General features: G+C 68.9%; 18 protein-coding genes. 6 read left to right on the top strand and 12 right to left on the bottom strand.

Features of this window, described 5'->3' with window-relative positions:
* Positions 1–5 precede the first annotated feature (5 nt).
* Entirely contained in the window at positions 6–998 is a 993-nt protein-coding gene (locus tag DW307_RS07135; protein ID WP_136024388.1) for an amidohydrolase family protein, read from the top strand.
* A gap of 28 nt (positions 999–1,026) precedes the next feature.
* Positions 1,027–2,301 carry a kynureninase gene (gene kynU / locus DW307_RS07130; protein ID WP_136024387.1) on the top strand — a complete coding sequence of 425 codons (1,275 nt, stop codon included), beginning with the start codon at positions 1,027–1,029 and terminating at the stop codon, positions 2,299–2,301.
* 139 nt (positions 2,302–2,440) lie between these two features.
* Here the strand turns inward: kynU and DW307_RS07125 are convergent, their stop codons facing one another.
* Positions 2,441–3,172 (bottom strand): GntR family transcriptional regulator, encoded by a 732-nt coding sequence (locus DW307_RS07125; RefSeq protein ID WP_136024386.1) that lies wholly within the window; start codon positions 3,170–3,172, stop codon positions 2,441–2,443.
* A 371-nt stretch (positions 3,173–3,543) separates the two neighbouring features.
* On the opposite strand from DW307_RS07125, the gene DW307_RS07120 reads away from it, so the two are divergent.
* On the top strand, positions 3,544–7,230 hold the full coding sequence (locus DW307_RS07120; RefSeq protein ID WP_136024385.1) for an efflux RND transporter permease subunit: 3,687 nt from the start codon (positions 3,544–3,546) through the stop codon (positions 7,228–7,230).
* 141 nt (positions 7,231–7,371) lie between these two features.
* Here DW307_RS07120 and DW307_RS07115 read toward each other — a convergent pair whose 3' ends face one another.
* The gene (locus DW307_RS07115; RefSeq protein WP_136024384.1) at positions 7,372–8,112 is read right to left on the bottom strand and encodes an alpha/beta fold hydrolase; all 741 of its coding nucleotides are present in this window, start codon (positions 8,110–8,112) and stop codon (positions 7,372–7,374) included.
* 73 nt (positions 8,113–8,185) lie between these two features.
* On the opposite strand from DW307_RS07115, the gene DW307_RS07110 reads away from it, so the two are divergent.
* Entirely contained in the window at positions 8,186–8,884 is a 699-nt protein-coding gene (locus DW307_RS07110) for a helix-turn-helix transcriptional regulator (protein ID WP_029268073.1), read from the top strand.
* A 71-nt stretch (positions 8,885–8,955) separates the two neighbouring features.
* Here DW307_RS07110 and rplI read toward each other — a convergent pair whose 3' ends face one another.
* From rplI to rpsF, 4 genes are read right to left on the bottom strand one after another with little or no spacing between them, the layout of a single operon-like run.
* On the bottom strand, positions 8,956–9,408 hold the full coding sequence (gene rplI / locus DW307_RS07105; protein WP_021201452.1) for a 50S ribosomal protein L9: 453 nt from the start codon (positions 9,406–9,408) through the stop codon (positions 8,956–8,958).
* An 11-nt stretch (positions 9,409–9,419) separates the two neighbouring features.
* A complete protein-coding gene (gene rpsR, locus DW307_RS07100) occupies positions 9,420–9,674 on the bottom strand; it encodes a 30S ribosomal protein S18 (protein WP_017829850.1) in 255 nt (84 codons plus the stop codon).
* Positions 9,675–9,730: 56 nt separating this feature from the next.
* Complete coding sequence (locus DW307_RS07095) at positions 9,731–10,246, bottom strand: single-stranded DNA-binding protein (RefSeq protein WP_021201451.1); 516 nt, start codon at positions 10,244–10,246, stop codon at positions 9,731–9,733.
* 5 nt (positions 10,247–10,251) lie between these two features.
* Positions 10,252–10,620 (bottom strand): 30S ribosomal protein S6, encoded by a 369-nt coding sequence (rpsF, locus tag DW307_RS07090; protein ID WP_021201450.1) that lies wholly within the window; start codon positions 10,618–10,620, stop codon positions 10,252–10,254.
* 216 nt (positions 10,621–10,836) lie between these two features.
* On the opposite strand from rpsF, the gene DW307_RS07085 reads away from it, so the two are divergent.
* A complete protein-coding gene (locus tag DW307_RS07085) occupies positions 10,837–11,580 on the top strand; it encodes a hypothetical protein (RefSeq protein WP_029268075.1) in 744 nt (247 codons plus the stop codon).
* Between the two features lie 114 nt (positions 11,581–11,694).
* On the opposite strand, the gene DW307_RS07080 is transcribed toward DW307_RS07085, so the two are convergent.
* Genes DW307_RS07080 through DW307_RS07060 form a run of 5 tightly spaced genes read right to left on the bottom strand, consistent with a single transcriptional unit; the run spans position 11,695 to position 16,921 of the window.
* On the bottom strand, positions 11,695–12,534 hold the full coding sequence (locus DW307_RS07080) for an ABC transporter ATP-binding protein (protein WP_136024383.1): 840 nt from the start codon (positions 12,532–12,534) through the stop codon (positions 11,695–11,697).
* Complete coding sequence (locus tag DW307_RS07075; RefSeq protein ID WP_136024382.1) at positions 12,527–13,360, bottom strand: ABC transporter ATP-binding protein; 834 nt, start codon at positions 13,358–13,360, stop codon at positions 12,527–12,529. Before DW307_RS07075 ends, DW307_RS07080 begins: the two co-directional genes overlap by 8 nt.
* Positions 13,357–14,268, bottom strand: a complete 912-nt coding sequence (locus DW307_RS07070) for an ABC transporter permease (RefSeq protein WP_021201446.1) — start codon at positions 14,266–14,268, stop codon at positions 13,357–13,359. Before DW307_RS07070 ends, DW307_RS07075 begins: the two co-directional genes overlap by 4 nt.
* Positions 14,265–15,326 (bottom strand): ABC transporter permease, encoded by a 1,062-nt coding sequence (locus tag DW307_RS07065; RefSeq protein ID WP_136024381.1) that lies wholly within the window; start codon positions 15,324–15,326, stop codon positions 14,265–14,267. The genes DW307_RS07070 and DW307_RS07065 overlap by 4 nt, the downstream gene beginning before the upstream one ends.
* A gap of 11 nt (positions 15,327–15,337) precedes the next feature.
* A complete protein-coding gene (locus DW307_RS07060) occupies positions 15,338–16,921 on the bottom strand; it encodes an ABC transporter substrate-binding protein (protein WP_136024380.1) in 1,584 nt (527 codons plus the stop codon).
* Positions 16,922–17,125: 204 nt separating this feature from the next.
* Between DW307_RS07060 and DW307_RS07055 the strand changes: the two genes are divergently transcribed.
* A complete protein-coding gene (locus tag DW307_RS07055) occupies positions 17,126–17,659 on the top strand; it encodes an Lrp/AsnC family transcriptional regulator (protein ID WP_021201443.1) in 534 nt (177 codons plus the stop codon).
* Between the two features lie 24 nt (positions 17,660–17,683).
* On the opposite strand, the gene DW307_RS07050 is transcribed toward DW307_RS07055, so the two are convergent.
* Entirely contained in the window at positions 17,684–18,040 is a 357-nt protein-coding gene (locus tag DW307_RS07050) for a hypothetical protein (protein ID WP_231479929.1), read from the bottom strand.
* Between the last annotated feature and the right edge of the window lie 65 nt (positions 18,041–18,105).

The following is an 18,105-nucleotide window of genomic DNA, read 5'->3' as shown; positions in this document are numbered from 1 at the left end:
GCCCCTTGGGCACGATCGACGTCCACACGCACTTCGTGCCGAGTTCCTGGCCCGACCTGTCGACACAGGTCGGGCCGGGTCTCTGGCCGACCCTGCGGGTGGACTCCGAGCGCGAGGCGATGATCATGCTCGGCGAGACCGAGTTCCGGCGCGTCGGCGACGACTGCTGGGACGCGTCCGTGCGCCTGGCCGACATGGACGCCGACGGCGTCGAGATGCAGGTCGTCTCCCCCACGCCGCTGTTCTTCTCCTACGACAAGTCGGGTGACGAGGCCGTCAAGGTTGCGCGCATCTTCAACGACCTCGCTCTGGAGATCTGCGCCCCGGCCCCCGGCCGGCTGATCCCGTTCGCACAGGTCCCCCTGCAGGATCCGGATGCCGCGTGCGCGGAGGCCGACCGCGCGATCGCCTCGGGCCACGCCGGTGTCGAGATCGGCAACCACGTGGGCGACCGCGACCTCGACGACGAGGGCACGGTGACCTTCCTGCAGCACTGCGCCGACAGCGGCATCCCGGTCTTCGTGCATCCGTGGGACATGCCGGGCTCCCCTCGTCTCGACCGCTGGATGGCCCGGTGGCTCACCGGCATGCCCGCAGAGACGCACCTGTCGATCATCGCGATGATCCTGGGCGGGGTCTTCGATCGCGTCCCGCCCACCCTCCGCCTGGCGTTCGCGCACGGCGGTGGTTCGTTCGCGTTCTGGCTGGGCCGGTTCGAGAACGCCTGGCGGCAACGCCCCGACCTCATCGGCGTCAGCGAGCGGCCGCCCTCGGCCTACCTCGACCGTTTCAGCGTCGACAGCGTCGTGTTCGACCCCGTGGCCCTGCGCGTGCTGGTCGAGACCCTCGGCGCCTCCCAGGTGATGGTGGGCAGCGACTACCCCTACCCCCTGGGCGAGCGACCCGTCGGCGGCGTCATCGACCGCGCCGACTTCCTCGACGAGGCGCAGAAGAGCGCCATCCGCCGCGGCAACGCCCTGCGATTCCTCGGGCGCTGACCCGCATGACCTCGAACGGACCCGCCGCATGAGCACCACCTCCACCCGCCCCGCCATCGACCGCGCGACCTGCACGGCCCTCGACGATGCCGATCCGCTCGCCTCGATGCGCGAGCGCTTCGTGCTGCCCGACGGCGTGATCTACCTCGACGGCAACTCGCTCGGAGCGCTGCCCCGCCACACCGCGGCGCACCTGCAGCGCGTGATCACCGAGGAGTGGGGCACCGGCCTCATCCGCAGCTGGAACGACGCCGGGTGGTTCGCCAAGCCGCGCACGATCGGCGACCGCATCGCGCCGCTCGTCGGAGCGGATGCCGGAGAGGTCGTGCTCGGCGACTCCACCTCGACAAGCCTGTTCCAAGCCGTGGTCGCTGCGGTCAGACTCCGACCGGGACGACGCGTGATCGTCGCAGAGCGGGGCAACTTCCCCACCGACCTCTACATGCTCGAAGCGGTGCAGGAGCTGCTCGGCAGCGGAACACCCCTGGAGCGCCGACTGATCTCCGACGACGGCCCCACGCTCGACGACGTGCTCGACGATCACGTCGCCGTCGTCGCACTCACCCAGGTCGACTACCGCACGGGACGCATGCACGACATCGCCGAGGTCACGCGCAAGGTCCACGCCGCCGGCGCCCTCGTGGTCTGGGATCTGTGCCACAGCGTCGGTGCCGTGCCGATCGACCTGAACGCCGCCGACGCCGACTTCGCGGTCGGCTGCACCTACAAGTACCTCAACGGCGGCCCCGGTTCGCCCTCGTTCATCTGGGCGGCCGCTCGGCATCACGATGCTGCCCACCCCGCCCTCACCGGCTGGCACGGCCACGCGCGGCCGTTCGACTTCACCGTGGACTACACCCCGGCCCCGGGCATCGAGCGGTTCCGCGTCGGCACCCCGCAGCTGCTCTCGGTGGCCGGACTCGAGGCGAGCCTCGACATCTGGGACGACGTCGACCTGGAGCTCCTCCGCGAGAAGAGTCTGCGGCTGACCGAGCTCTTCATGTCACTCGTCGACACCCGCCTCACACCGCGCTGGGGCATCGAGCCGGTCACGCCTCGCGAGTCCGCCCGCCGTGGCAGCCAGGTCTCCCTCCGACACGAAGACGGCTATGCGGTGATGCAGGCGCTGATCGAGCGCGGAGTGATCGGCGACTTCCGCGCCCCCGACCTCATCCGCTTCGGGTTCACACCGCTCTACACCTCCTACACCGACGTGTGGGATGCGATCGACGCGCTGGAAGACGTGCTGCACAGCGAGATCTGGCGTGAACCTCGCTTCGCACGTCGCGGCACCGTCACCTGAGACACCGTCACCTGAGAGCACGGTCACCTGAGAGCACGGTCACCCAGTCGCACACCTGCATGACTCCTGCCCGGATGGATGAACGGACTGATGTGCCGCGTCATGCATCCGTGTAGGAGTCATGCATTCGCCCCAGGCGTCAGGCTCCGTCGCCGGCAGCCTCGGTCGCCGCCGCGTCGAGCAGTGCGATGACCCCGTCGCGCACGTGGTTCAGGTGCGACTCGAGCACGCGCAGAGCCTCGTCCACATCTCCGGCTGCCACGACGTCGATCAGCTCACCGTGGGAGTGGTCATGTGCGCCGGGAGAGACCAGACGCCAGCCGAGCACGTAGCGTCCGAGCTTGAGCCGCAGCTGCTCGATCATCTCCCACATCACCGGCCGGGCCTCGGCGTCGTAGAGCGTCGCGTAGAACTCGGTGCGGGCCTCGACGAACTCGCCGCCCTCCGAGATGTCGTCCGCCGTCTTCGCGAGCTCCCGCAGCCGGCTGACCCGCTCCGAGGTGATCTCCTCCATCGCCAGGCGCAGTGCGTCCTTCTCGAGCAGCGTGCGCAGGTGGTAGACCTCGGTCGCCTCCTGCACCGAGAGTGCCCGCACCATCGCGCCGCGGCGGGCATGGAAGACCACGAGGCCGTCGGCCTCCAACTGGATCAGGGCAGAGCGGATCGGCAGTCGCGAGATGCCGATGGACTCGGCCAGGGTCTCCTGCCGCAGCTTCATCCCCGGAGGCAGGGTGCCGTCGAGGATCGCATCGCGGATGATGTCGTAGGCCATCGCTCCGACGGACCGGTATCCGGCTCCATGTCGCTGCGCGAGCTTCTGCAGAGCCTCGGCCCGTTCCTTGGGCGACGCGGCGTTCCCTGATTGCACCATGGGAGCGAGAGTATCGGATCATCCCGGCCAACTCTGCATTCTGGATCCAAAATCACCTCGCGTCGCGGGACCACTGCCGCGCCTCGGCGTGCGCACGCCGGGGCGCCCGGGACGCATGTCGGGCCGGGCACGCCGAGTCCACCCGCGGGGGGACGAGGATCACCCCGCGGGAGGATGCCCCGGCACCCTCGACCCGGCAGGCTCGAACTGTCGATCGTGTCGCCGAAGCTCAGTCGCCTCTCGTCGCGCTGAGCCGGAGCCACAGGATCCGGCTCAAGTGACGAGGGTCGGGTGACCACAGGCGGCTTCCGCGTCGCGCGCGTGCTTCTCGGCCTGCCGCAGCGACCCAGCCGAAAGCACCTCATCGCTCCATGTCGTTCCTCACACGCAGCAGTCTCAAGAACCGCCTGATCCTCTCTCTCGCGACGCTCGCCGTCGTCGTCCTCGGCCTGATATCGATGGGTTCCCTCAAGCAGGAGCTGATGCCCTCGCTGCAGGCTCCGATGGCGTTCATCTCCGCACAGTCGCAGGGCCTGGCACCCGAGGAGATGGCGAGCAGCGTGACCGAGCCGCTCGAACAGGCGGTGCGAGCGGTTCCCGGTGTGACGAGCGTGACCTCGACGACATCGAGCGGCAACGCGCAGGTGCTGGTCGAGTGGACCTTCGGCGAAGACGACGAGGAGACGCTGCGCACCATCCGCAGCGCGGCCGAGTCGCTGAAGCCGAGCTTCCCCTCGGACACGGAGGTCAGCGTCGCGTCCGGCGGTGCGGGCGACCTGCCGGCCATGGCACTGAGCGCCGGCACCAGCGGCGACCAGGAGGCGTTCGGCGATGCGCTCCAGCAGACCGTCGTCCCGGCGCTGAAGGGCGTGCCGGGTGTGCGCGACGTCACACTCGCCGGCCAGGAGACGCAGCGCATCACGATCGACCTCCGCCCTGCCGACGTCACCCGCCTGAAGGTCGAGCCCTCGACGCTCGGACCGATCCTCGAAGCGCATGGCGCCGCCCTCCCGGCTGGACAGGCGGATTCCGCCGAAGGCCCCCTCTCGATCACGGTGGGGTCGCGTCTCGCGACGCCGGAAGACATCCAGGCGCTCCCGGTGCCCACGAGCGAGGGGGCCGTCACGGTCGCGGAGTTCGCCGACGTCACGGTCGAGACCGTGCCGGCGGAGACCATCTCGCGCGTCAACGGCAAGCCGTCGCTCACGCTGCAGGTGATGCCGGCACAGGGTGCCAACGTCGTCGACATCTCCCACGGCGTGAACGCCGAGCTCGACCGGCTCGCGCCGATCCTCGACGCCGAGTTCGTCACGATCTTCGACCAGGCCCCCTACATCGAGCAGTCGATCCACGACCTCTCCGTCGAGGGCGGGCTCGGTCTGCTCTTCGCGGTGCTCGTGATCCTCGCGTTCCTGCGCTCGTGGCGCTCGACGGTCATCGCGGCCGTGTCGATCCCGCTGTCGCTGCTGATCACCCTGGTGGGCCTGTGGTGGAGCGGCAACACCCTCAACATCCTCACCCTCGGCGCCCTCACCATCGCCATCGGACGTGTCGTCGACGACTCCATCGTGGTGATCGAGAACATCTCCAGACGCCGTGGTGACGGCCCGCTCACGATCGACGGCATCGTCGCCTCTGTGCGTCAGGTCGCCGGGGCCATCACCGCCTCGACACTCACCACGGTGGCGGTCTTCCTGCCGATCGCATTCGTCTCGGGCATCGCCGGCCAGCTGTTCCGACCGTTCGCGGTGACCGTCTCGATCGCGCTTCTCGCCTCGCTCGTCGTCTCGCTCACGATCGTGCCGGTGCTCGCATCCTGGTTCCTCAACAAGGCTCCGAAGCAGCGCGCCGCCGACGCAGACACGGCTCAGCCCGCGGCCGAGGGCATGACGACCGACGCAGCTCCTGCCGCCGCAGCCACCGCGGTGGCGGCAGAGGTCGCGGCTCCTGCCGCGGCGACCGTCTCGCCGTCGCCGTCTGCGGAGAGCGACGTCCCGTCCGAGCTCGACGAGATCCACACCGCCCCCGACCGGCTGCAGCGCACGTTCATGCCGGCGTTGAACGCGACCCGTCGTCACCCCGTGATCACCCTCGTCGCCTCCGCGCTGCTGCTCGTCGCCACGCTGGGGATGACACCGTTCATCCAGACCGACTTCCTCGGTTCCTCCGGCCAGGCCACCCTGCAGGTCGTCCAGACGCCCCCGAAGGAAGCCACCGCCGACCTGGTCGCCGCGGCCGAGCCGGTGGAGAAGACTCTCGGGAAGGTTCCGGGCATCGCCGACATCACCACCTCGATCCCGGTCCCCACTCCCGGCACCCCGGCCTCGATCACGTACGACCTCCGTCTGAAGGACGGCTCCGACGTCGCCGAGGTCGAATCGGAGGTGCAGAAGGCGCTCGACGGGCTTCCCGACAGCGGTGAGATCGACCTCGCGTCGCAGGACGCCTCGCTGGCAGGTGCCGGTGACGGCATCGACCTGCAGATCCAGGGCAACGATCCGGCAGCATTGCGCACGGCGAGTGACCTGCTCGAGAAGCAGCTCGCCGACGCCGACGGCGTGCGCTCCGTGAAGAGCGAGCTCGCGGGCGAGCAGCCGGTGCTGCGGGTGAAGGTCGACGAACCGTTGGCCGCGCGCCTCGGCTTCGACCGCGCCACGATCGCGAAGGCCGTGCAGGAGGCACTCTCCGGCACCACGGTCGGCACGCTCATGTACGAGGGCCGGGAGCGCGACATCGTCGTGCGCACCCCGGGTGCGGCGCGCACCGCCGACAAGATCGGTGAGATCATGCTCCCGGTCACCCCGCAGCAGACCGCCGAGGCGCAGAAGGCGGCAGCGGATGCGCTCCAGGCCAAGGCGGAGGCGAAGGCCGCAGAGGCGAAGACCAAGGCCGAGAACGAACTGAACTCGCAGATCAACACCGCCACGAAGCAGCGCGCCGAACTCGCCGGCCAGATCGGGGCCCTGAACAGGCAGCTCGCCGAGCTTTCGGCGGCACCGATCGTCCCCGAAGACCCGCTGAGCCCGGATGAGGAGGCCGTGCTCAAAGCGCAGACCGAACGCGCCGAGCAGCTCGCGGCGCTGCAGGGTGCGATCGAGGGGGCCCAGTCCGGCGTCGCGGCGGCGGACGAGCAGATCAAGGCCCTGCGCCAGAGCCGCAGCGACGCCGCGGCCCAGCAGGCCGAGGCCGATGCCGCCGAGGCCGAGCAGAAGGCGGCTGCCGAGGTCACCGGCACGGCGATCCCGCTCGCCGCGATCGCGACCGTCGAGGAGGAGCTCACGGCGCCGACCATCACGCGCGCCGAGGGCGAGCGTCAGGTCACGCTGACCGTGACCCCGGAGAAGGGCGGCCTCGCGGCTGCCGGTCGGGCGATCGACAAGGCGATCGCCGACACCGATCTGCCGGCGGGAGTCACCTTCCAGCAGGGCGGCGCGTCCGCACAACAGGATGAGGCCTTCAGCCAGCTCGGACTGGCGATGCTGGCCGCCATCGTTCTCGTGCTGCTGGTGATGGTGGCCACCTTCCGCAACTTCCGCGGACCCCTCGTGCTGCTCATCTCGATCCCGTTCGCAGCGACCGGCGCGATCCTCGGCCTGCTCCTCACCGGAACCCCGATGGGTCTTCCCGCCCTGATCGGACTCCTGATGCTCATCGGCATCGTCGTGACGAACGCCATCGTGCTCATGGATCTCGTGAACCGCCTTCGTGGTGCGGGAGCGAGTCTCGACGAGGCGGTGGAGCATGGAACCCGCCTGCGCCTGCGACCGATCCTGATGACGGCGGCCGCGACCGTGTTCGCGCTCGTCCCGATGTCTCTCGGGCTGACCGGCGGCGGAGTGTTCATCTCGAAGCCGCTGGCGATCGTCGTGATCGGCGGCCTGGTGTCGTCGACGCTGCTGACTCTGGTTCTGGTCCCGGTTCTCTACACGCTCGTGGAGCGCAGTCGAGAACGCCGGATCGCCAAGCGCGCCGCGCGACGAGCCCGGCGCGAGGAGCGTCGTGCCGCTTCGGCGGAGACGTCGACGGACATCTTCGAGGTCACGTCCGAGAAGCCGTAGCCCCGAGGCACGGCGACGTGCGGCACATGTCGGGAGAATCGGGCGGATCCCCTGCGGACCCACCCGATTCTCCCGACTTCCGCGCTTTCTCCAGGCATCCGTCCCGGGGTACGGGATCGGGGCGCTGGCTCAGGGGTGGGTTCAGCGGCCGCGCGACGCGGCCGCCTGGATCAGCTCGGCGAGGTCACCGGGACGGCTCCACATCGGCCAGTGCCCCGTGGGCAGGTCGACGACGTCGAGGTGGTCGAGCATCGCGACCTCGGCGAACATGGGATGACCGGCGCGCGCGAGTTCGAGCAGCTGTGCACTCGGAATCGAGCAGCAGATGAGGGTGGTCGAGATCGTGCGTCGCTCGTCGTTCGTGAGCTCGACGGGCTGACGCAGCACGGGCCCGGGCTCGGGAACGGCCCGCTCGCGGAAGCGCTCGAGCACCTCTGCACTCAGGCCTTCGAGGCTCGCCTGCTGTCCCAGCACCTCGAAGGGCGGAAGCGGAAGCTCCTCCACGTCGTCCGGAAGGTCGGGCGCGAACACGCTCCCGGCGGCCACCGGGCCGGAGTCGACCCACACCACGCGTGCGATCAGGGCGGGGTGTCGGTCGAGCACGAGGCTCACGGGGGCGTTCGCCCCGCTGTGCGCGACGATGATCGCGGGCTGCTGCTCCGAGACGCCGAGCCGGCCGACCTCGTCGAGAATCGCGTCGGCCTGGTCATCGAGCGTCTTCGCCGCCCGCGCGGGGTCGGTCGCGTCGAGACCCGGCAGCGTCATCGCGACGGCGCGAGACCTGTCGGCGTCGAGGCTTTCGAGGACCTCGTCCCACGCCCAGGCACCCAGCCAATGGCCCGCGATGAGAAGGATGGTCGGAGTGCTCGTCGTGTGTGTCATACCCCCATGCTGCTCCGCACTGTGGACAGGTGTGTGTCACTATTCATGTCATGAATTCCCCACGGATCGAACGATGAAGCGCGCAGAGCGTCTGCATGCCCTCTCCGAGATGCTGCGCCGCAGCGGGTCGCGGGGGACGTCGGCCGAACGCCTGGCCCGCGAGTTCGAGGTGTCCGTGCGCACGGTCAAGCGCGACCTGGCGGCCCTCGAGCGCGGTGGAGCACCGCTGTGGTCACGCCCCGGTCCGGGTGGCGGCTATGGACTGGCGGTGGGGGCATCGCTGCCGCCCGTCTCCCTCTCCCCTGCGCAGGCCGTGGCACTGCTGGCGGCCGTGGCTGCCTCACCCGATGCGCCCTATGCGGATCTGGCCGCGGCCGGCGTGCGGAAGATCCTCGACGTGCTCGATCCCCGCACCCGTGCGCGAGCCGACGAACTCGCCCACCGCGTCTGGGTCGACGCGTCACCCACCCCCTCACGTGCGATCAGATCGGCACTGGAGGAGGGCATGGCGGAGCAGCGGGTGGTACGCATCCGTTACACCGCAGGAGACGGGAGCACCACCACCCGTGATGTCGAACCCGTGCTGTTCGCCTCCACGAACGGCCAGTGGTATCTGGTCGGATGGTGCCGACTGCGCGACGCCATGCGGTGGTTCACCGTGTCGCGTGTCGAGAGGGCCAGCGTGACCGCGACGGCGTGCAGCGGCCACACCGTCGATGAGGTCGGCGAACCCCCGGCGAACGCCCGACCGGTGCACGGTCGGAACGGGTGAGGCGGCGCCGATCACCCTCGGAATGCAGAACGCCCCCTGTCCCGAAGGACAGGGGGCGTTCTCGACGTGCCTTACTTGGCGGCGACGACCTGCAGCGTGATCACTGCGGTGACGTCGTCGTGCAGACGCACGGTCGCTTCGTGCTCACCGGTCACCTTGATGGGCGACGGGATGTGCACCTTGCGCTTGTCGATCGAGCCCAGGCCGGCGGCTGCGACAGCATCCGCGACGTGGTCGGTCTTGACGGAGCCGAAGAGACGACCCTCCTTGCCGGCCTTGACCGTGAGGCGCACCTTCGTGCCCTCGAGAGCGTTCTTCAGTGCGACAGCGTCGTCACGATCGTGGATCGCGCGTGCCTGACGCGCGGCCTGGATCGATGCGACCTGCTTTTCGCCACCGCGGGTCCACGCCGTAGCGAAGCCCTGCGGGATGAGGAAGTTGCGGGCGTACCCGTTCTTGACCTCGACCACGTCACCGGCGCTACCGAGCCCGGCGACCTCGTTCGTGAGAATCAGCTTTGCCATCTCGATACCCCTTACCGGCCGGCGCCAGCGTAGGGCAGGAGCGCCATTTCGCGCGCGTTCTTGATCGCCGTGGCGATCAGACGCTGCTCCTGCACCGAGACACCGGTGATACGACGGGCACGGATCTTGCCGCGCTCCGAGACGAACTTGCGAAGGGTGGCGACATCCTTGTAATCGATGACACCGACCCGGATGGACTTCGCGGGAGCGGTGGGCTTGCCACCCTTCCGCGGCTTGCGGCGGTCGCCGCTCGACTTTCCAGCCATAGTTTTTCCTTAGTGATGAGCGGATGCCGGCCGTGCAGGCCGGATCCAGAAGTTGTTCAGAACGGGGTGTCGTCGCCGAAGCTGCCGGGAGTGCTCCAGGCATCCGCGCTGGTCGACGAACCGGGCGTGGACCACGGCTCCTCCGACACCTGCTGCTGCGCGGGACGGGACTGTCCACCGCCACCGGCACCGCCGGCACCGCCGGTCGAGGCCGCACGGGTGACCTGCGCGGTCGCGTACCGGAGCGAGGGGCCGATCTCGTCGACCTCCAGCTCGATCGCGGTGCGCTGGTTGCCCTCGCGGTCCTGGTAGGAGCGCTGGCGCAGACGGCCCTGCGCGATGACGCGCATGCCCTTCGTCAACGAACCCGCCACGTGCTCGGCGAACTCGCGCCAGACGGATGCACGGAGGAACAGCGCATCGCCGTCCTTCCACTCATTCGCGGCACGGTCGAAGTTCCGAGGCGTCGATGCGATGGTGAAGTTCGCCACCGGCAGCCCGTTCTGCGTGTAGCGCAGCTCGGGGTCGGCCGTGAGGTTTCCCACCACGGTGATGACGGTTTCGCCGGCCATGAGACTTAGGCCTTCGCAGCCTTGGCGGCCTTGCGGGCAGCCTTCTCTTCGGAGCGCTTGGCCTCGGAGGCGATCATCGCCTGAGCCTCTTCAGCGCGGAGCACCTTGGTGCGCATGATCTGCTCGTTCAGCTTCAGCTGACGGTCGAGCTCCTGCGTGGCGGCGCTGGTCGCGGTGAAGTTGACGACGGCGTAGATGCCCTCGGTCTTCTTCTGGATCTCGTATGCGAGACGGCGCTTTCCCCAGATGTCGACGTTCTCGATAGAGCCACCATCGTTGGTGATGACCTTCAGGAACTTGTCGAGCGTCGGGGCGACCTGGCGCTCGTCGATCTCGGGGGTCAGAATGACCATGAGTTCGTACTGGTGCGTCACTTACCCACCTCCTTCGGACTAGAACGGCTCTCGGGACTTTCCCGGGAGCAGGAGGGTGTGTGCACGTGCCCGCCTCTGGAATCCCGAATGGACGCCGCAAGGCAGACAACCTCGACAGTCTAGCGGAATCACGCGTCCGCCGCGAATGACGCCCGACACCACGACTGCGGCTCGCGAGAACCTCTGCGACGTTTGGCATGCTGGGACGAGTGCCCGATGACGGTCATCGGGCATCTCGACCTGAGGGGGGACGCGATGCGCGTCAACAAATGGGGGGTCGGCGTCATTCTCGCCGCCGCCGTGCTGCTCACGGGATGTGCAGGGGGCGGATCGGACACGACAGCCGAGAAGAAGCCCGACTCCGGGGCATCGCAGGAGGCGGAAGCGCCGAAGACGGACTGCCCCGAGCTGAAGGAGGGCGCGACCGTCGACGGCTCCACGCTGGCGGAGTGCGTGACGGCGGCGATGACCGACACCGCCGGATTCTCGGCGACGATGACGACTCTGGGCATGGAGTCGACCACCCGCTACAACCCGGCCGACAAGGCCGTCGAGACCAGCACCAGCTTCGGCTCGGTCATCGTGATCGGCGACGACGCCTGGGTGAAATCCACCACCGGCGAGTGGCAGGTCGCCGACGAGAACTCGACCGACCAGGAGATCAGCACGCTCAGCACCGCCGCGAAGGCCGTCGACGCCTCCGACCCGATGGGCGTGGCCGACACGCTCTCCGGCGAATACGCGGTCACCGGCACGGGCTCGCGCCTGGGCCAGGACGTGTACCTGCTCAGCGGCACGACCGAGTCGCAGGGATCGACCGTCACGATGCTCTTCGAGGTCACGAGCGACTATGTGGTGCTCGCGGCCAACGCGTCCACTGAGGTCGAGGGCCAGAAGATCGAGAGCGTTCAGGAAGTCACCGAGTGGGACGTGAAGCAGGACATCGTCGCACCGCTCTGACGCCGCAGACCCGTGCGGGCCGAGGACTGCAGCCTCGGCCCGCGCGGTCCTCTCGCGACCCGCGGGCGCTTGGAGCACACCCGGGAGCGGAGCACGAGTGAGCGCGGAGAGTTCTCAGTACATGACCGGCGGGATCTCCGCCCACACCGTGCGGTCGTCGACCGACGGTGCGGCGGGGATGCGGCCCGCTCCGTCGGGCTCGGGGATCGCCGCGAGCAGCGCCTGCGTATAGGGATGCCGCGGTGCGGTCCAGAGCTGATCGGTCGGACCCGACTCGAGCACGCGTCCGCCGAACATCACGAACGTGCGGTCGGCGATGCGGCGGACCACGGCGAGGTCGTGCGAGATGAACAGCATGCCCGCTCCCGACTCCGCCACCAGGTCGCGCATCAGGCCGGCGACGCTCGTCTGCGTGGACGCATCGAGCGCTGAGATCGGCTCATCCGCCACCAGGAGCGAGGGACGAGCGGCCAAGGCCCTGGCGATCGCGATGCGCTGTTTCTGCCCGCCCGAGAACTGATGCGGGAAGCGGCTGCTCACGGTGGTCGGCAGACCGACGCGCTCGAGCCACTCGTCCACGGTCGATCCTTCGGCGCCACGGGCGCGGGCGGTGGCGATGCCGTCGGCGATCTGGTCGCCGACCCGGCGCCGCGGATTCAGCGAGGTCGCCGGATCCTGGAACACCATCTGGATGCCGGTGAGGGCGATCGAGCGACGGCGGATGCCGAGCGGCGACACCGGAGCATCGCGGAACAGCACGGTCCCTGCGGCGGTCTTCTCGATGCCGACGACGGCACGGGCGAGACTGGACTTGCCGCTGCCGGACTCGCCCACCAGGGCCACGGTCTCCCCGGCGGCGACGCTGATCGACACGCCGTTCACGGCGATCACCGGCGGGTTGCCCGGGTAGCGCACGACCACGTCCTGCGCATCGAGGACGGAGACCTCACTCATCTGCGGCCTGCCCTTCCGGTGCCTCGTCGATGCGCGACCCCGGCAGGGCCGCGAGCAGCATGCGCGTGTACTCGTGCTGGGGATCGCGGAACAGCGTCTCGCGATCGGCGAGCTCCACGATCCGGCCGTCCTTCATGACGGCGACCCGGTCGGCGATCGCGCTCATCACGCCCAGGTCGTGCGTCACGAGCAGCACGGCGAGGTTGCGTTCGACCGCCAGGTCGCGCAGCAGCTTCAGGATGCCGGCCTGCACCGTGACGTCGAGAGCCGTGGTGGGCTCGTCCGCCAGCAGCACCTCGGGGTCGCAGGCCAGGGCGCATGCGATCGCGATGCGCTGACGCTGGCCGCCGGAGAACTGGTGCGGATAGCGCTTCAGTGCCTCGGCGGGGTTCGGCACCTGCACGGTCTCGAGCAGCTCGACCGCCCGCGCCCGTGCGGCGGCGCCCTTGAGTCCGAGGTGCACCCGCATGTGGTCGGTGAGCTGGCGTCCGACCGGCAGCTGCGGGTGCAGAGAGGCCGACGGATCCTGGAAGACCATGGCGATCCGCTTGCCGCGCACCCGGTTGAGGGCGCGACGGCGCAGGCCCACCAGCTCTTCACCGCCGAGCAGGATCGACCCGCCGGTCCGCGCCTGCCGCGGGAGCAGCCCCAGCACGGCGAGCGAGGTGAGCGTCTTGCCCGAGCCCGATTCCCCGGCGAGACCGTGGATGCGACCGGCCTCGAGCTCGAGCGAGACACCCTTCACGAGCGGGCGTCCGATGTCGATCGTCAGGTCGCGGATTCTGAGCGTCGATGTCTGCTGCACGGCAGCGCTCTGCGCGCTCATGCGGCCACCCCCGTCGCGGAAGCCTTGTGATCGGCGGCCTTCTCGTGCGTGATCTCGGCCGTGGGGTCGAGCACGTCGCGCATCGCGTCTCCGAGGAAGTTGAACGCCAGCACCACGGTCAGGATCGCGAGCCCGGGGAAGACCCCGAGCCACCAGGCGTCGAAGTTCTGCATCGCGCCCGAGATCATCGAACCCCACTCCGCGGTCGGCGGCTGCGCGCCGAGACCGAGGAAGGAGAGGCCGGAGAGGAGCAGGATCGCCGCACCGATGTCGAGCGTCGCGAGCACCAGGACGGGGCCGGCGATGTTCGGGAGGATGTCGACGAACAGCGTGCGTGCCGGCGAGTGCCCGAGCAGGCGGCCCGCGATCACGTAGTTCTGACCCCGGAGCCCCAGCACGATGCTGCGCGTGACGCGGGAGTACTGCGGCCACGACACCACGATGGCGGCGATCACCGCGTTGAACAGCGACGGTCCGAGCGAGGCGGCGACCACCATGGCGAGGATCACGGTCGGGAAGGCCATGAACAGGTCGGTGATGCGCATCAGCGTCTCGTCGACCCAGCCACCGAAGTATCCGGCGAGCGCACCGATGAGCGTGCCGATGATCATGGCGGCGATCACGAGCATGAGTGCCAGCGGGAGACTCACGGTGGCTCCGGTCATCAGACGCGAGAAGATGTCGCGTCCGTTGCCGTCGGTGCCCAGGAACGTGTCGATGCCCGGCGGCTGCAGACGCGGCAGCACCTGCGCGTTCGGCGGATACGGGACCCACCACTGCGCCGTGAAGGCCACGATGATCCACGCTCCGGCGATGACGGTGCCGATGATGCCCAGCGGCGTGCGCCAGGCACGGGGCCAGCGGAATCGGAAGCGCCCGGCGGGGGACGCGGCGGCGATGCGGCTCATGCGATCCTCACTCTCGGGTCGAGCACGCCGTAGAGGATGTCGACGATGAAGTTGATGAGGAGGTAGATGATGCCGACCACGAGGCCGACGCCCATGATGCCGGGCAGGTCGAGGTTCGCGGCCGAGTTGTAGGCGTAGGTGCCGAGGCCCGGCCAGGCGAACACCGACTCGACGAGCACCGTGCCCGACAGCAGTGCCCCGAACGCCACGCCCACCACCGTGAGGATCGGCAACGAGGCGCCACGCAGCACGTAGTCGAGGATCACGCGCGTGGCCGGGAGGCCCTTGGCGCGTGCGGCGCGCACATAGTCGCTGCCGAGCACCTCGAGCACCGAGGTGCGGATGAAGCGGGTCAGTAGGCCGATGGTCACGAGCGAGAGCACCATGACGGGAAGAGCCAGGTGCGCGAGGGCGTCGAAGAAGCCGACGGCGTCTCCGTTCAGGAGATAGTCGACCGTGTAGAGCCCGGTCACGCGCGGCGGCGGGGTGATCGACGGCGAGATGCGACCGGAGCCCGGTGCGATGCGCAGCTCGAGGAAGAAGACGTAGAAGCTCACGAGCGCCAGCCAGAAGGTCGGCACGCTGAGGCCCACCAGAGTCACGACCCGGATGACCTGGTCGGTGACGAGTCCACGGCGGTAGGCGGCGAGCGTGCCGAGCACGATGCTGACCGCCAGGCTGACGATGATCGCCCCGATCGCGATCTCGATGGTCGCCGGCACCGCGGTGGCGAGGTCGCTGGTGACCGGGCGTCCGGTCACCAGCGACGTGCCGAGGTCCCCGCGCAGCAGGTTCCCCATATAGATGAAGTACTGCACGAACAGCGGCTGGTCGAGACCATGCTCCTTGATGAACGCATCACGCGTCGCGGGGTTCTGCGACGCACCCTCACCGAGCGCGGCCGAGACCGGGTCTCCCGGCACCAGGTTGGTGAGCGCGAACGTGACGATCGTCACGCCCACCAACAGGAGCAGGGAGGTGCCGGCCCGCCGCAGCAGGTATCCGATCAGAGGCGACCGGCGCCGTTGCGCCTGCCTCTGCACCGCCACTGTCGTCATGGGATGTCCGTTCAGCTGGCCGGCGTGATCTCGGCGATGTCCATCTCCCAGACGGAGTTGTACACCGCACCCTTCACGCTGTCCGCGGAGGAGATGTTGCGACCGGGCACGATCAGCGGGACGAACGGACCCTCGGCCTGCATCGCCTCGGCGAAGTCGGTGAAGGCGGCGGTGCGCTGGTCGGGGTCGGTCGCGGCGGCAGCACCGGCCGCGATACCGGCGATCTCCGGGTTGGCCTCGGCGGCCCAGCCAGCGCGGAGGCCGACCTTCAGGCCCGGGGCGAAAGGCAGGAAGTTCGCGGAGTCCGCGTAGTCCGGACCCCAGAACCACAGACCGAAGCCCTCGGTGCCGTTGACGTAGGCGTCGAGCTCGGTCGCGAAGGGCGCGGGGGCGAGGTCGACCGTGATGCCGGCGTCTTCGAGCTGTGCCTGCACGCGCTCGGCGAGCGGGGTGAACTCCACGCCGCCGACCGGGTAGTCGTTCGGGAACTGCAGCTTCAGGGTCTGGCCCGTGTAGCCGGCCTCTGCGAGCGCGGCCTTCGCCTTGTCGAGGTCCTGCTCCACGCCGCTGTCGAGAGCACCCTCGAATCCGGGAGGGATGACGCCGGTCGCCTGCACGGAGCCGGCGCCGGCCAGCTCCAGCAGGGCGTCGTAGTCGAGCGCGTAGCGGATCGCCTCGGCGATCTTCACGTTCGCCAGGTCACCGGCGACGGCCGAGGACTGGTTCAGCAGCAGGAAGATCGTCTGGCCGGACGGAACGGAGTCGACCGTGATGTCGTCGCCGAGGCCGGCGACCTGGTCGCCGTTCAGGTCCATCGCGACCATCGAGTCGCCGCCCTTGAGGTTGGCGAGCTGGGTGGCGCTCTCCGAGACGTTGCGGACGACCACGCGCTTGTAGTCGGAGGCCTCGTCACCGTTGTACTCGTCGTTCTTGGTCAGCACGACCTGCGAGCTGAGGTCGAGGGTGTCGAGCACGAAGGGGCCGGAGCCGGCGGACGCGCCGTCGAGGAACTTCTGTGCCGAGTCGGTGCCGTCGATCGCACCGCCGTTCTCGATCACGACGTCGGAGTTGACGATGCCGAGAGCCGGGTTCGCGAGGATCGCGGGCAGCTGCAGCAGCGGGGTCTCGGACGTGAACCGGATCGTCTTGTCGTCGACCTCGGTGATCGTGAGGCCGCCGAGGAGGAAGTTCGGCTTGGCGTCTTCCATGCCCTGGATGCGCTGCAGCGAGAACACGACGTCCTTCGCCTCGATCGGCGATCCGTCGGAGAAGACGCGGTCGCCCTCGAGCGTGAAGGTGAACTCGGTCGCCTCGTCGTTCTGCTCCCAGGATGCCAGGCCCGGCACCGGGGTCGAGACGTCGGAGCCCTCGAAGTCGACGAGGGTCTCGTACAGGGCCTTCGCGATCATGTTGCCGGTCGGGTCGTAGGTGTGACCCGGGTCGGTGGTCTCGATCGAGAACGCGGTGTCGATGACGAGGGAGTCGGAGCCGGACTGTCCACCGCCCGTCGCCGAGTTCCCTCCCGAGCAACCTGCGAGCGCGAGGAGCGCGACGGCTCCGAGCGCGATGACCGGCGTGATACGGCGTGACGACATGAGGGCCTCCAGAGGCGAGGAGTACATTCGGGTGAGTCGCCACCGATGTGGACGACCGTGGATCAGATTCGCATCATATGCGACGATGTGTCCAGCAAGAGCGGGTCACCTCGACACGCTCTGTCCAGAACCTCGGATGTGAGGAACAATATGTCCAGCAAGAATGCGGAAGATCCGAAGCATTCTGGACGAAGTGCTGCCCCTTTGGACGAGACGGCGTACAGAATCCTCGAAGTCCTGCGTGATAACGGTCGTGTCTCGATCGCGGCACTCGCCGACAAGGTCGGGATCTCCCGCGCGAATGCGTACACGCGGGTCGAGTCGCTCGTGCACGACGGGGTCATCACGGGCTTCAGCGCCCGCGTCGATCAGGCGAAGGCGGGGCTCTCCATCGGCGCGCTCGTGTTCGTCACGGTGATGCCGCAGGCCTGGGCGTCGTTCCGCGAACGCGTGCTGGAGATGCCCGACGTCGAGTGGTGCGCCATCACCACCGGCGAGCACGACGCCATGCTGCTCATCCGCGCCGTCGACGTCAGCGGCGTGCACGAGTTCTCCACCGGCGTGATCGCCCAGCTGCCCGAGGTGCGCACGGTCGTGAGCGTCGTCGTGCTCGACGAGGTGATCCGCCGCCCCTACCTGCTGCCGGCGGACCTGCCGAAGCGCGACACCGAGATCCCGCTCGGGATGACGCGGTGGACGCCCGCCTCTCCCGGTCGCGACGCCCTCCCGCCGCGCTGAGGCGCCGTCACTCAGGCGCAGGCCTCAGGCGGAGATCTCCTCGCACACGCTGAGCTGCGGGAGTCCGTGCATCTCGTAGTGCTCCACGAGACGGATGCCGCCGTCGTCGGTCAGCTCCAGCTCGCTCTCACCATCGCCGGTGACGACCGTGCCGTCGGCCTTGAGCACGTGCACGAACGACACCCAGATCGTGTCACCCGTGCGGGTGCCGACGAACTTGCCGAAGGTGACCGTGTCGCCCTCGTACCCGCCCCAGATGGCGCCGTCACGTTCGAAGTACTCGAAGATGCTCGGAGATTCCGGGTCGACCGCAGAGGTCGTGGACGACACCATCCGGAATCGGCGGCCGTCGAGGGAGGGAAGGGTTGCAGTCGCAGTCACACCCTTGATTATGCCCGCCGAAACTCACCCGCAAAGTCACCCGTCGCGGGTGGTGACAGCCTGGA

This window comes from Microbacterium sp. K27 (genome assembly GCF_004794435.1).
Classification (GTDB): Bacteria; Actinomycetota; Actinomycetes; order Actinomycetales; family Microbacteriaceae; genus Microbacterium; species Microbacterium maritypicum_A.
Note: the sequence above shows the minus strand (reverse complement) of the source record. Positions and strands in the feature narration are given on the sequence as shown.